Source organism: Vibrio sp. MED222 (assembly GCF_000153005.1).
GTDB classification, from domain to species: domain Bacteria; phylum Pseudomonadota; class Gammaproteobacteria; order Enterobacterales; family Vibrionaceae; genus Vibrio; species Vibrio tasmaniensis_A.
This window is the reverse complement of the sequence record NZ_CH902606.1, coordinates 1171395-1185705: the sequence shown is the minus strand read 5'-3', so window position 1 is coordinate 1185705 and position 14311 is coordinate 1171395. Positions and strand designations below refer to the sequence as shown.

The 14311-nt window shown below is 43.9% G+C and carries 13 protein-coding genes and 1 pseudogene; 7 read left to right on the top strand and 7 right to left on the bottom strand.

Annotated features, from left to right (window positions below; genetic code table 11):
- The first annotated feature begins 53 nt into the window (after nucleotides 1–53).
- The 4 genes from MED222_RS16425 (at nucleotide 54) to MED222_RS16440 (ending at nucleotide 4668) form a co-directional block, all read left to right on the top strand.
- On the top strand, nucleotides 54–1478 hold the full coding sequence (locus MED222_RS16425) for an aspartate kinase (protein WP_009845968.1): 1425 nt from the start codon (nucleotides 54–56) through the stop codon (nucleotides 1476–1478).
- 182 nt (nucleotides 1479–1660) lie between these two features.
- A complete protein-coding gene (locus MED222_RS16430) occupies nucleotides 1661–2983 on the top strand; it encodes an IS4-like element ISVbsp1 family transposase (protein WP_009845967.1) in 1323 nt (440 codons plus the stop codon).
- A 165-nt stretch (nucleotides 2984–3148) separates the two neighbouring features.
- A complete protein-coding gene (locus MED222_RS16435; RefSeq protein WP_009845966.1) occupies nucleotides 3149–3772 on the top strand; it encodes an HAD family hydrolase in 624 nt (207 codons plus the stop codon).
- 56 nt (nucleotides 3773–3828) lie between these two features.
- Nucleotides 3829–4668, top strand: a complete 840-nt coding sequence (locus MED222_RS16440) for a hypothetical protein (protein ID WP_009845965.1) — start codon at nucleotides 3829–3831, stop codon at nucleotides 4666–4668.
- A gap of 99 nt (nucleotides 4669–4767) precedes the next feature.
- Here MED222_RS16440 and MED222_RS16445 read toward each other — a convergent pair whose 3' ends face one another.
- Both MED222_RS16445 and add read right to left on the bottom strand, forming a co-directional pair.
- Nucleotides 4768–5343: a sugar O-acetyltransferase gene (locus tag MED222_RS16445; RefSeq protein ID WP_009845964.1), complete on the bottom strand. Its 576-nt coding sequence runs from the start codon at nucleotides 5341–5343 to the stop codon at nucleotides 4768–4770.
- A gap of 167 nt (nucleotides 5344–5510) precedes the next feature.
- On the bottom strand, nucleotides 5511–6509 hold the full coding sequence (gene add / locus MED222_RS16450; RefSeq protein WP_009845963.1) for an adenosine deaminase: 999 nt from the start codon (nucleotides 6507–6509) through the stop codon (nucleotides 5511–5513).
- Nucleotides 6510–6629: 120 nt separating this feature from the next.
- Between add and MED222_RS16455 the strand changes: the two genes are divergently transcribed.
- Together MED222_RS16455 and MED222_RS16460 are read left to right on the top strand one after the other, a co-directional pair.
- Nucleotides 6630–7565, top strand: coding sequence for a LysR substrate-binding domain-containing protein (locus MED222_RS16455; protein WP_009845962.1), 936 nt, complete (start codon nucleotides 6630–6632; stop codon nucleotides 7563–7565).
- A 136-nt stretch (nucleotides 7566–7701) separates the two neighbouring features.
- Nucleotides 7702–9153 (top strand): glutathione synthase, encoded by a 1452-nt coding sequence (locus MED222_RS16460; RefSeq protein WP_009845961.1) that lies wholly within the window; start codon nucleotides 7702–7704, stop codon nucleotides 9151–9153.
- Here the strand turns inward: MED222_RS16460 and MED222_RS16465 are convergent, their stop codons facing one another.
- The 5 genes and pseudogenes from MED222_RS16465 to MED222_RS22815 all read right to left on the bottom strand — a co-directional run bounded on the left by MED222_RS16465 (nucleotide 9154) and on the right by MED222_RS22815 (nucleotide 13206).
- Nucleotides 9154–10674 carry an SgrR family transcriptional regulator gene (locus MED222_RS16465; RefSeq protein ID WP_009845960.1) on the bottom strand — a complete coding sequence of 507 codons (1521 nt, stop codon included), beginning with the start codon at nucleotides 10672–10674 and terminating at the stop codon, nucleotides 9154–9156.
- A 10-nt stretch (nucleotides 10675–10684) separates the two neighbouring features.
- Nucleotides 10685–11695 carry a Gfo/Idh/MocA family protein gene (locus MED222_RS16470; RefSeq protein ID WP_009845959.1) on the bottom strand — a complete coding sequence of 337 codons (1011 nt, stop codon included), beginning with the start codon at nucleotides 11693–11695 and terminating at the stop codon, nucleotides 10685–10687.
- 113 nt (nucleotides 11696–11808) lie between these two features.
- The gene (locus MED222_RS16475) at nucleotides 11809–12708 is read right to left on the bottom strand and encodes a homocysteine S-methyltransferase family protein (protein ID WP_009845958.1); all 900 of its coding nucleotides are present in this window, start codon (nucleotides 12706–12708) and stop codon (nucleotides 11809–11811) included.
- 108 nt (nucleotides 12709–12816) lie between these two features.
- Nucleotides 12817–12969, bottom strand: a pseudogene (locus tag MED222_RS22820) (tyrosine-type recombinase/integrase); the annotation flags it as partial.
- 3 nt (nucleotides 12970–12972) lie between these two features.
- On the bottom strand, nucleotides 12973–13206 hold the full coding sequence (locus MED222_RS22815; protein ID WP_009845957.1) for a site-specific integrase: 234 nt from the start codon (nucleotides 13204–13206) through the stop codon (nucleotides 12973–12975).
- 347 nt (nucleotides 13207–13553) lie between these two features.
- On the opposite strand from MED222_RS22815, the gene MED222_RS16480 reads away from it, so the two are divergent.
- Entirely contained in the window at nucleotides 13554–14183 is a 630-nt protein-coding gene (locus MED222_RS16480; protein WP_009845956.1) for a hypothetical protein, read from the top strand.
- Nucleotides 14184–14311: the final 128 nt, after the last annotated feature.

Sequence of the window (14311 nt, the reverse complement as noted above, 5' to 3'; positions counted from 1 at the left end):
CCCCAATTTCCATTTATCTAGTCTTTATTGCTTCTCTATAACTAAGGTCTTTTATGACATTTACCGTAGAAAAAATCGGCGGTACATCCATGACAGCATTTGATGCTGTGCTCGACAATATTATTCTCCGCCCGAAAAACCCGTACAATCGAATTTTTGTTGTGTCTGCTTATAGCGGGATGACAGATGCACTTTTGGAGTGCAAAAAAACAGGCAAGCCAGGTGTTTATCAATTGATCGCAATGCGTGATGATTCTTGGGAAGAAGCGTTATCTTACATTGAAAGCCGTATGTTGTTGATCAACGAGCATATTTTTGCAGATCCTATGAATCGTGCGCGTGCTGATAAGTTCATCCGGTCGCGTATTTCAGAAGCGAAGAACTGTATTACAAATATCCTTGAAACGTGTCAATACGGTCAGTTTTCATTGAGGCATTACTTGCCTCAGATCCGCGAGTTTCTTTCTTCAATTGGCGAGTCACATAGTGCGTATAATACGGCTCTTAAATTGAAAAATATTGGTATTAATTCAACCTTTGTTGACCTTTCTGGTTGGGATAACAAGACTCCTCAGAGTTTGGACGATACCATCAGAGATGCTTTTTCAGACATAAATGTGGCTGAAGAGCTACCTATAGTGACGGGTTATGCCTATTGTAAAGAAGGTTTGATGCATACTTATGATCGTGGTTACAGTGAGATGACGTTTAGCCGTATCGCGACTATGACTAAGGCATCACTAGCTATTATTCATAAGGAGTATCACTTTAGTTCGGCCGATCCAAAAGTGGTTGGGGTTAGCTCTGTTAAACCAATTGGAGCGACTAATTATGATGTTGCCGATCAGTTAGCAAACCTTGGTATGGAAGCTATTCATTCTAATGCCGCAGCAGGGTTGCGCGAGAGTGGAATCGAACTACAAATAAAGAACACTTTTGAACCAGAGCATGAAGGTACACTGATTTCTTCAGATTACCGCCCAGACACCAATCAGATAGAGATTATTGCTGGAAAGCAGAAAGTATATGCATTGCATGTATTTGATCAGGGGATGGTCGGTAAGGCTGATAACGTCAGTTATGAACTAATGGAAATTATCGCGGATGCGAGAGTTAACCTTATCGGAAAAGAGATGAATGCTAACTCTATTACGTATTATCTAGGCGGCAGTTCAGAAAGTTTAAATAAGGTGTTTTATAAGGCAGAGAAGCGATATCCGAAAGCATCTATTTCGGGACGTATGGTCGCTATCATTTCGGCGATCGGCTCTCAAATTGACACCAATAAAACGCTAGCGAATGGCATATTGGCTTTGATGAGCAATAGTGTTACGCCCATTGCGTTACATTCGTCGATGAGAAACGTGAATGTACAATTTGTTGTGAGCGACGATAAGTATCAAGAGGCCATTTGTGCATTACATGAAGAGTTTTTTGAACAAAAGCAAAAGGTCACATCATCAGTGAATGCTGCTTAAATAAAGAGCGGTGAGCCCATCCCATCCCATCGACTAACTGAACGTTTGATCTGTAGGGTTGAGACTGCAAAAAATTCTGTGTAAAGGCCATTTTTATGATTAATGCCGATCGTTTAAGAAGACTTGAACGATCTTGCAGTTAGCAGATAATCCCCATCAACAACGTTGATGGGGATTTTTTTATGCTTGAACAAGAATTAGCAATGGCACACGAGACCATTGAAGATGCCGACAATTATGAATCTGTTGTCGACGCCATTCAGATTGAGTGGATAGAACAAGCTCTTCTTGAAACCAATAAAGCGAGCATAAGACGACGTCGGCTTCCCGCTCAGCAAGCTGTCTGGTTAGTTATTTGGATGGGGCTGCAACGCAACATGTCTATCAAAGAGGTGTGCAGTTCATTAGACATTGCACTTCAGCCTAAACCTGAAGATAGCTGGTCTCGTGTTGCACCCAGTGTCCTAACTGATTCACGCCGACGTCTAGATGAGAGTCCGTTAGCGGCTCTGTTTCACACAACGGTAAAGGCTTGGAATGGAGATATCCTTCAACAAGACAAAGACTTAGAGCTTAATGTTCTTGCTGTCGATGGGACAACATTTAGGTGCCAAGATTCCCCAGAGAACGCTGAAGAATTTGGGTTCATCTCTAAAAAATTGAAACCTTACCCTCAACTTCGTTTAGTCGCTTTGATGTCAACAGAAACTCGAATGATTATGGGGGCGGCTTTTGATGGCTGTCATGTCGGTGAAACGACCTTAGCTAAGCGCCTATTCAATGATATCCCCGCACATTCATTGACCTTATTTGATCGTTGTTATTTCTCGGCAGACCTCTTGTTGTCGTGGCAAGAGAGTGCGGAAAATGCTCACTGGTTAATGCCTGCAAAGCGTAAGCTACGCTATGAAGTGTTGGAGAAATATGCGGAGAACGACATGCTCATCTCAATGCCCATCTCTCCTCAAGCTCAACGGCAGAATCCGAATTTACCCGCACGTTGGGAAGCCAGATTAGTCCTATATCAAGAGCCAAAAGGTGAGATAAAAGGTTTTATTACTTCACTTACAGACCCTAGTAGATACTCGCTAGAAAGCCTGCTGCGTATTTATTGGCAACGCTGGGAGATAGAAGAAGGTTATGGTGAAATTAAACAGACTCAACTGCAAAGTCACGTCACTTTACGAAGTCGTTTTTCTGCCGGTGTGAAGCAAGAGCTGTGGGGCGTATTACTTGCCTATAACTTAGTGCGATTAGAGATGGTTAAGATAGCTTCAGAAGCCGGGGTTCGAGCGACTAGGGTCAGTTTTACCGCCGCAATTAACCTTATTGATGCGCAATTACGTTGGTTAGCTTTAAGTCCAGACGGAACTCTACCTGTAAAACTGAAAAGGATGAGAGACAGTTTGAGTCACTTCATTCTTCCAGATAAAAGAAAGGACCGAACGTTTCCACGTTCAGTCCTCTTTGTCCCAGCCAAATATCCGTTCAGGTTCAAGCAATAATGCTTATCCGAACGGCATTAATTTTTATGATGGCCTTTTTCGTACCTGCTCGATGACATATTGTGATTTCAGTCCTTATTTTGTAAAACAAGGTTATGAACTTTAAGGTGCGGCATTTAATGTCGGTGTTGTTGTTATTTCACGCGAATAATTCAGGAGCAAGGTATGAGTACTCATCAAATAAAAAATGTGGTATTTGACGTCGGCAATGTGATTGTACGTTGGTCACCGCTAGAAATTACTCGCCTGACTTTCGGGGAACTTGATGATCTGGAAACCCAAGCGAGTTCAATTTTCCAAAGTACGATTTGGTTGGATTTGAACAAAGGGTTCTTAACCGAAAATGAAGCCAAACTTCGCTACCAACAAGAGTTAGATTTATCTTCATTAGAGTGCGATCGCCTGTTCTACTACGTAAAGCAAACGCAGATCTTACTGTACGGTTCTATTGACCTCATCAAGCAAGTAAAACGAGCAGGCTATGCCGTGTATGCGTTAACCGATAACGTGGTTGAGATTGTTGAGTACCTAAAAGCCACCTACCAATTTTGGCCGCTGTTTGATGGCGCGGCGGTATCCGCTGAATTGGGCATGCTTAAACCGCAGCCTGAGATTTACCAAGCGCTGCTGTCTAATAATGGTCTTGAAGCTTCAGAAACCGTCTTCATTGATGATATGCCCTATAACGTTGAAGGGGCAAAGGCTGTAGGTATGGCCGGTATCCAGTTTAGTGATGTGTCTCAGTGTGAAAGAGAATTGCTTGCACTGGGTATTGATTTGAATCGTTAACGGATTTGATGATTTCGGGTTAACGATTTAACTCTTCTTTCTAAGGGTTTAACAAGATGAAAAAATACTCAGTAAGATCAATGATCACTTTTTTGGTTCTCGCTTTATCTGGGTTGGTTCTTATTGTGGCAGCAATGCTGCAGATGCAAGGTGAAGAACCCTGTCACAATTGCTATGAATCAGATAAAGGGCAGTTTAAGTATGTCCTTTACGATGGAACCTCACCTTCGATAATTCCAAGTATTCACAACGAGCTATTGCTCAAACAGGCTCCTTTGATGAAGAGCTTCGGCCTTGATTCAATACCTGTCATAACGGTGAGAGTATGGCGAAACCAAAAAGCCTATTTGGATGAGCAGGAGCGGAGCACAGGGTATCGATATGCTTTCTCTACGGGGTATATTGACCCTAAAAGCAATGAAATTAGGCTGCTCTATTTTGGTGGTGAGATCCATAAAACCGCACTGCATGAGTTCGTACATTTACTGACTCTGCAAGTGAATCCGAACTTTGCGAATAATCCGCGTTGGTTGTGGGAAGCTATCGCTATCTACAAATCTGAAGATTATTGGTTTCACGTCAATAACAGGACTGCCATCAGTCGCCGTTTCGATGGGCTAGTTCAGGATTTATACCATAAGCCAAACAGTAGCTCGGCTGTTTATGAGCTTGGCTATACGGTCGGTGAGTTTATTGAACGTTCATGGGGGGAGGAGGCGTTTGTTTATCTCATTAAAAGCAATGGTGATCCATCACAACTTACAGAGCAACCAATAGAATCGCTGTTTTCTGATTGGGAAAAGTTCGTCAAAACCACGTACTTGAGTAGCCCGAAAAGTGAGTATGAAAAGGCCATGGAACGAAATCCATTCGATAGAAGAGACACGTCTAACTAATCAAAAAAGAGGTGATGTTTCATATGAACATCGCCTCTTTTCTATTTGTTGTTCTAAGTGGCTTCATTCTACTGATACGTTTTATTCTTCTCTTTAGCTTTATTGTTCGGTATTCAGATGTCGAATCAACTTCGCTGGTGTACCGCCGTATAAGCAGTCTGGCGGTACATCACTGTTGACCACAGAGTTCGCAGCAATCACTGAACGAGCCCCAATTGTCACGCCTTGATTGATCACTGAGTTACCGCCAACCCATACATCATCTTCGATTGTTATTGGTAAACAGAAGGTTTCCCATTTACGGCGGCTACGATAATCAAGGGAGTGTGATGGCGTATAGAATTGCGCACTTGGTCCAATTAAAACATTGTTGCCGATTTTGATGTTCGCACCATCTAGCATTACGGCGTTCATATTAATGAAGGTGTCGTCGCCAATCTCGATGGTTTTGCCAAACTCACAATGAAAAGGGGGTTGGATTAAGCTGCTACTACCAACCTTACCAAATAGCTGCTCTTGCAATGTGTGTTGCTGGTTTGGGTCTTGGTGGTGGTTGAAAGCCATTAGCGACTTTCTGGCATTGGCACGCATGGTATCAATTTCTTGATCTGCACCATCATACACTTGTCCAGATAGCATTTTTTCTAGTTCAGTTTTATTGTTTTTATTACTCATGCTTATCCACTTTACGAGAGTCTCGGTCTACATGACGAATACTGCAAGATTAGCGACTTTTAGACATAAAAAAAGAGAAAAGCGTCAGCCTTTCTCTTCCTGTTTTGTGCTTTAAGCACTAATGCTAAGTGAGCCCTGCTATTCAGCAAAAGGCGCGCTTTGCCAAATTAGATTTGCTCAACGAAACCCATTAGGTGCTGTTTCACTTCGTCTGAAGCAAAAGCGCTGTCGACTGAGTATTTGTAGATTTCTACGTAGTCTTCTTTTGTTAGGCCGAATGTTTCACACACACGCTTCACTTCGTTGGTCATGGTTGTGTTCGACACAGTGCGGTTGTCTGTGTTGATCGTTACAACGATGCCATCTTTTTTGAATTCAGCAATTGGGTGATCGCTGAATTGGTGAATACATTTAGTTTGAACGTTACTTGTTGGGCAAGTTTCAAGCGCAACTTGCTTCTCTTTAACGATGTTGTATGCGTCTTCGTTACCTTGGATGTGAACACCGTGGCCGATGCGTTCAGCGTCAAGCATTGTCACTGCATCGTAAACGTTTTGACCATGCCATTGCTCGCCAGCATGCACGGTAATGCGGTAGCCTTTTTCAAGAGCGTATTGCGTGTATTCAGGGAATTCAGCACAGAAGCCTGGTTTTTCGCCGCCCGCGATATCAAACGCCACAACACCTTTACCTAGGTAGGGTTGGCCTGCGTCGATTACGTCTTTGATAGAATCTTTAGGGAACATACGAAGCACAGACATGATGTAGTTGCCTCTGATGTCGTATTTCTCTTCAGCGCGCTTCATGCCTTTTACTGCACTTGCAATGATCGTATCAAGAGACAGACCTTTATTTACGTGCAGGATTGGTGCGAAGCGAACTTCTAGGTATTTAACGTTTTCTAGTGCAGCGTCTTCGTAAAGCTCAAAAGAGATACGTTCAATCGCTTCTTCAGTCTGCATTACTTGCAGTGGCAGGCTGAAACAAGCCAGGTACTCATCTAGGTTTTTGCAATCTTCTGGCACCGTTAGAGATTGAACAACCGCGTCGCGATCTTCAGGTAGTTCGATATTGTACTGTTTTGCTAGGTCAATAATCGTGTCTGGGCGAACACTTCCGTCTAGGTGGCAGTGTAAATCAATCTTTGGTAGTGCTAGAAAATCCATGAGTATTCCTTAATTCTATTATTCTTTGAGTGTTTTAACTCACATGCGCTAAATTTACCAAGACAATGATATGATTTAAAGTGACAATTAATCATCATTAACCTGAATTTAGGGAATATCATGGTAGATGTTAAAAGCTTACTTAAATGCGATATGAATTTGCTGCTTTGCCTGCACGTTCTCATTGAAGAGCGAAGCGTGAGCAAAACCGCAGAGCGACTCTTTTTGAGTCAATCTGCGGTAAGTAAACAGCTCACCAAACTCAGAGCTTTGTTTGATGATCCGCTGTTTGAGCGAGAATCTAAAGGGCTATTTCCCACACCCAAAGCACTCGCGTTAGCGCCTAAGATCCACCAAATTCTACTGCAAATCGAAAAGCTGACCGTTCCCGAAGTTTTCGATCCTAAAGACAGTGAGCGTACCTTCACTATAGACCTTGTTGAAACCGCCTACACAGCGATCTATCCGCATTTTATGCCGACAGCACTTGCCGATGCGCCGCACATTACCATCAACAGTTCGACGTGGAGCAGCGACAGCTTCAAGCGCTTACTCAAACGTGAGGTGGATTTTGGCATTGGTATTTTCGAATTGGATGAACGCGCTTCTACCCACGTGCAGTGTATCCCTGACGAGTTGGATTACGTGGAACTGTGCTTGGATTACTCGGTGTGTTTGATGCGAAATGACCACCCAGCCTTGCTGGAAGAGTGGAACCTCGACACTTTCTTGAAGTATCGACACATACAGTTGGTGACGGGTGGAGCGGGTGACTGGTTATTGATGGAAGTGCTTAACTCAAAGCAGCTTGAAATCAACAAAGCCGCGAATGTTTCAGACATCACCAGTGCCATTAAGCTGTGTAAGCAGAGTGATTTACTTATGTGTTACCCATACAACTCGGTACGCGATTACATTGATAGTGGAGAGTTGGTGATGAAGCCTGTCCCGGTTGATTTGGTGCCGGGAGGCTTGTTCCTTCTATGGCACAAATACTTCGATTCAGAACCTAGCCATAAATGGTTGCGCGATCTGATCATCGAGCAGACTCGATAGTTGAGATGTATAATCTATTCAAGCTTTTGAAAGATAAAACAAACGTAGTTGTTTGATAAAAAATCCAGTTTTATTTCGTCTTTTGGAATTAAGCTTCGTCTTATTCTGGGTGCTATTTTTATTTGGAAGATGAGAGATGACAATTCCACGGTTACCACAACAAATTATTGAAGACGCGTGTGAGTGGGCGATCATGCACGGTGTTGCGTTTCGCCAGTCAGATAATACTGCTAGGCATTGTCCTTTCAGCATTGCTCCTATGACTATGGAGCGCGAGGTTTTTGAACACTTGTTGAAGGTAACACCGCTGATCACCAAGTTAATCAGCAATGTTTCCGAAGATCATGATTTCTTGCAGTCATCACTGAGTGATATGGCCAAAGCTGATCCGTTTTTTGGCCGCTTGATGGAGCTGCATCAACAAGCGCATGGCGAGGTGTCTCATCGACTTTATCCTGCTCGCCAACCGCTGTTATTAATGCGTACTGACTTCATGGATGATCGCCAACATGGTGCGAAAGTGATCGAGTTTAATGGCATTGCTGCAGGTATGGCTCCGTTTGGGCAAAAGGCCACAGAGTTCCATGATTACATGCAAAATCAATGGCCTGAGACTTATCAGAGCTGGCTTGAAGATAAATCTGCAACTCCTGCTGAAAACCAAGGCTTAACGCAGTTGGCTTATGGTATAGCGACTTCAGCAAGAAAAGTGCGAGCTGACTTTAATGATTCAGATAAGCCAACATTCTTGATGGTAGTACAAAAGAATGAAGACAATGTTTACGACCAACACCTACTCGAAATTGAACTGCAAAAGCAGGGTGTACGTACGGTTCGTCGTACCTTTGAGCAATTGAGCTGTCAGCTTTCATCGGGTGATAACCAACGTTTGTTACTGCAAGATGTCGGCGCTGTCGATGTGGTGTATTTAAGAGCTGGCTATCAGTATTCAGACTACTGGGCTCCAGAACTCAACGAATCGGTTTGTTGTCATACACTAAGCCAAACGCGCGTGTTTATGGAACAACACCATGTCGCAATGAACGCGACCATCAATCAACAATTAGCGACCAGTAAAACCATGCAAATGCTGCTGACCATGATGCCAGCATCTGAATACGCACGTTGGGGTTTAACGCTAGAAGATGCGGAATTGGTGAAGAGTGTTTTAGCAGATATGAAGCCAATCACCAGTGACTCGATTGAATGGTTTAACACACAAGCTAACAAGCAAGAGTGGGTGCTGAAAAACCAAGGTGAGGGCGGTGGCCATTGTGTATTTGGTGACGACATCAGCGAACAACTGAGCCAGCTTAAACCAGAAGAGTACGATGCGTGGGCATTGATGCAGCGCTTGTATCCACACCAACGCGACGTACCAACCATTGCAGTGCGTGACACTCAACAAACGCTAGTGACAGATTTAGTCAGCGAAGTCGGCCTATTTACCGCTTACTACCAAGGTAAGCCAGTGACCGAACTGGAAGGTTACGCGGGTTACTTAATCCGCAGCAAACCCGCCAGCGAAAACGAAGGTGGAATCCACAGCGGCAAAGGCATTCTAGATTCGTTGGTGTTGATTGATTAGTTACAAATGGTTAATCCACAACTGATCGAGTTCGCACCAACCGAAACCATTCACTTGCGCGCCGTGTATCTTTTCAGAAACCTCTAAGTTGAACGCCTCTTGCTTAAGCTCAACCACATTCCCAGTTGCATTCAACCAATGCTTGAATGCCAACAGTGCATTCATCGCTAATTCAAAGTTTGGCTGGTTTCTTATTTCGGCTAAGCCTTGTTGGATTTTCTCTAGCATTTCAGCAGGCAGCGCCAAGTCCTCAAACGGGAAGCGAGTGAAAAAGCTTAACCACGAAGTGAAGGGGTCGTTCTCATCAATAATGCTGCACAACACGACGTCTTTGGTTGTTAGGTAGCTAGTTAGGTAGTTTCCATATTCCACGCTGGTTTTGTGGTCGCCAGACACAGACAACAGCTCGAAAAGGGCTTGGCATTCAGAGGTGTCTTCAACGGTGAATTCACGCTCTGTTTTCGACAACGCTGGGTTTTGAATCTTAAAGAAGGTTGAGCCGAATTCCGGTTTGGAATAATGGTCGCCACCACGCACGTTGGTGGTCTTTTCGGGCAGTTTCACGCACACCTGATTTTGAGCGCAGGCTTTGCTCTGTGCCCATTCTGGATAGACCCACAACTCGACTCGATTGAGAATCGGCGTGCTGTGTGAATACGCGCTATTACGGCTTAATCTCAACATCTTGCTTGAGAAGATGTCTAATGAGAACGCGCCAGATCCAATCAGCCTATCAGTCGGTGATGAGGGATCAAATACGGAGGCTTCAACTCTGGAAAGTAAGCGCGGTAAATGCCAATCAGGTTGATTCAATTTCACGACAACCACATTACCTGCCGAGGCAGAGACCTCATCAATATGCTGATAACAGCGACGCCATATTTTGCTTTGGCAGAGTGAATTAAGGTTGCGCGCTATGTCTTGAGGTTCGAGTGTTCGACCTTTATGAAAGTGAACGCCATTACGTATTTGAAAGTGCCACCGTGTCGCATCTTCATTAGGCTGCCAATGATAAGCCAGATCGCCGCTGAGTTTACCGTGCTTAACAGAGGTTAGGCGTTGGCAAACTTGCATCACTAGGAAGCGTTCGGTGCGTCTAAGTACTCGTTGAGGGTGAAGAGCCTCGAGCTCTCGGTGAAACGGGATATACGCGATATTCTGCGCCGACGAATTGGTATTGCTTAGAAAGGCTTGCAACTCAGCGCCAGCATTGCGGCCATTGAAGCTTAAGGTGCTAAACACCTGTTCTATATTACCCGCATCGGCTTGGGTTTGTGCGTATTGGTAACACGCCTCAATGGGCTCAACCAGACACGTCAGCTGTGCTTTCTTACTTCGGCCTGAACTGGCTTGCCACTCAATCCAGCCTTGCGCTGTCATCGCTTTGAGTAAGGTTTGAACGTGACGTTCACTCACGTGCAGCAGTGTGGCCAGTTGGTTAACCTGACAATGTGATACTCCAGGCCCAAAAGCCTGAAATATCTTTTCATACAGTTCAAGCTTGCGCTTAAGGTTGCCCAATTTGCTTTTCCTAACGACGAGGTTGAGTTAAATGTGGATAGCCAGAGTCAATGAGTGCGTTTTCCATCGTATCGAGAACTCGAGAGGTTATCTCTGATCTTAGGATATTCGATTCAGTTTTGCCTTGAAGCACCAAATCTGAAAAATGGTCGATTTCAAACTCGAATCCATTCCCTGTCACTGGGTAGTTGATGGTCGATTTTTTCCCTTGATGTTCAATCTCAATAAAGGCCGGATTCCACCATTTTTCGTGAATGGTGATCTTAGTATCAGGCCCACTCAAGTGCGCTGATCGGGGAAGGTTTTGCACTGTTGATGCCGATATCTTACCGTTCATATCACCAGAGAAGGTAAAGTACGCATCGGTATCAACATTTGCCCCCTCATAAAGACACGACATCTTTACCTGAGGTTTTGAAGGGTTCACACCCAGTGTTCGGCATAGATCGTAGAAGAACCAAAGCCCATAGACCCCAACATCGAGCGTTGATCCGCCTGACAAATCCGGATTGAAGATAAACAAATCGGGCTCATAGTCGTGATGGTTGCCAAAGCTGGCTTCGATTGAATCTATTTGAATGTGGTTATCGACCAAGAATGATTGGAGCTCACGATACGCGGGAAACACCACGGTTTTCATCGCTTCTAACAGCATCACGCCATTTTGCTTGGCGAGGGCTTTCATCTCAAGCCAGTCAGCAAGGTTGGTAAAAGCCGGCTTCTCGACCAATACGTGCTTATTGTTCTTTAGAAACAGTTCTGCGAGTGGCTGGTGGTATGGGTGAACGGTGGCGATGTAAACCGCTTCTACTGCTGGGTCATTCGCCATCTCTTCATAAGAACCATAAGCCTTGTCGCAACCAAACTTGTTGGCGAACGTGGCTGCGCGTGTATGGTCTCTCGCGGCAACCGCATAAAGCTCACCATGCAAACAGTGCTCTGTGACTGCCGCTGCGAATCGATTCGCGATATTACCTAGCCCTGCGATGCCCCATTTAATTTTGCGTTGCGTGTCGCTCATCAGTTACTCCAAATCGTTGTTTTGTCTCAGTGTACTCAGAGACGCCACATACAAATAGAGAACAGATTTCTCAACCTGTTCTCTATTTATTTTATTCTAGTTGAAGCTCAGGATTAGCTCTGTAGGGAGCGTTTCCAATCGGCTAGGGCTTGAATGTGTTTTGGTCCGATGCCACAACAGCCACCGACGATATTCGCACCCAATGCGTGCCAGCGTTTGGCGTAAGCTAGGTAACCTTGGCCATCCAGCTCACGCATCTCTTGAAGCATGTCATTGGCCTCATGTTCGCTGCTGATCGGCGCGAAGTTGTTCGCATAGACACCGATTTCCAGATCACAGCCTAGTTCTTCGATCACTTTTTTAGTATCGATGATGGCTTGATCCATCACTTCAGGCACTGAGCAATTAAACATAACGCCTGTAGCGTTGGATTGGCAGGCCAGTTTGATGGCGTCTGTTACGCTCTCGCCAGAACGAATGCTGGCAGAATCGCCCTTGGTGTCTTCCAAACTAAAGGCGTAATAACACGGTTTGTTTGATTGCTTGAGTACTGCATGAATGGATTCGAATTCTTGCAGGCTACAAATCGTTTCCGCGATCCAAAGGTCGATGTTTGGGTCTTGCGCATCGTAAAGGGTTTGAATGATAGGGGCTGCTTCTTCGACCTTAAACAAGTCTGGTCGGTAGCTGCCAAATGGCGGTGGAATCGCGCCTGCTACTTTCACTGTGTGAGGGGCATTGTCAGCAACGGCTTTAGCCAGTTCGCCAGATAGCTCTGCGAGTTCAAAACCTTGTTGTTTGAACAGCTCTTCACCCAAATGAAAAGGTACACAGGCGTAGCTATTGGTGATCAGGATTTCAGCACCAGCATCGACAAAGTTTTGATGCGCTTGGCTAACAAAATCGGGTGCCTCAATCAGCGCTTGAGCACTCCAAAGTGGTTGAGAAAATGGCGCGCCAATTTCTTTGAGTTCTCGGCCCATGCCGCCATCAAGTATGGTTAGTGTTTTCATATTCAATACTATCTAAACAATTGCTGAAGTTCTGCCGTCACCATATCAGACAACTTTGCTAGACAGAAGCCATCAAGCCAAGGTTCAACTATCGATGAGGGAGTTTCGCTATAGGCCGTCTAGTGGGCTAGTCGTGCCACTAAAGTGTTGCCCAATAACGTGAGTGTATATTTGAGTTGTCTTGACATCACTGTGCCCCAGTAGCTCTTGAACCGTTCTGATATCGGAGCCTGACTTTAGAAGTTGCTTAATAAATTGATTGTATCAATAGGCTAGAGCATTGAGAGCTACCTTTTGAGTATTGATGGCGACTTTTTGTTGATTAGCTAAATGAGAAAGAAAGGAGACAACTTCAGCGGCATGCATCTGTTCAGGGTGTTTAAGCTTATGAAAATGAATGAAGTATTTTATCCAGTAACAGTAGGCTTTGATTGTCTTGCGACTATAGCCTCGCATCGTCATATGTTCGCAAATTGCCTGCATGAATTGACTCGCCATATATTCCCCTCACAAAATCTGTACATACAGACAGTTTATTGCTTGTAGAATAATTAATGACTTAAAAAAGAGTGGTTTTTAACTCTGATTGAGCACGAATTTAACGAGAGGTTTATTTTAAATTATTGATTACAATGCAGATTTGTCGGTGGTTAAGAATGAGGCCGAGCGTTACATAGTCGGCAATATGTGCTTGCACGTTTTCACACTTAATGTTTAGACCCACTTTTATATTAAATGCATAGCATTCAGTTGGTTATGAGCGACCTTTTTGATATGTTAAGCGGATGGATTCGTGCTTGCACGATATTAAAATGTTATATTTTTAATTTATTTATGGAGTTTTAATGGACGATAAAGAACAACACCTAAGAGAAATGAATATAGGTTCTCATATAGCATGGGGGGCTGCGATGTGGGGCTCAGCTGAAGCGGCAAAAGAAAGTAATAATTATATGAATGCTGTTATCGGATATTACTATGCTGTATTTCATGTGGGATTTGCTCTCATTAATACTGATCATACTTTCCACCTGGAAAATATGAAAAGTATGAAACATAACAAAATTGAAAAGTGGCTTGAGGATCAACTTCATTGGAAAGATGATATGGATTACAAAACACTTCGAAGAGTAAGAGAGAATGTTAATTACTTGGGTATGGGAGAGCCAAGTACAAAATTAATGGTTGTCCGTGGGCATCAATTTGGTTATGACCTTGGTCATGAGAAAGTTGATTTCTTTGATATGGTTGAAAAAGCCAGTGAGTCTTCTAGAAGAATATTTGAGAATATATTTCAGCAAATTGAAGATTTTTGTGTAACAAATAAGTGGCAACCACTTCAACATGGTCGAGAGTATTATTTTGATGAATACCTTGATGAAGATGTTTTACTCAATGTTTTACCAAGAGATAAGGATGGGCTAGTTGCGCTAAAGAAAGCAATGAATCTAATCTTAGGTAACAAAAAAATATAACAAACTGTTCAAGATGGATTCGCAACGCATGGCATTTTTACCATGCGTTGGTTTAAGTGATTAAGGTGGTATGCGGCGGCTTAGGTATTGCGTTGCTCACCCCTTAACAGGGCTACATGGATTCCCCC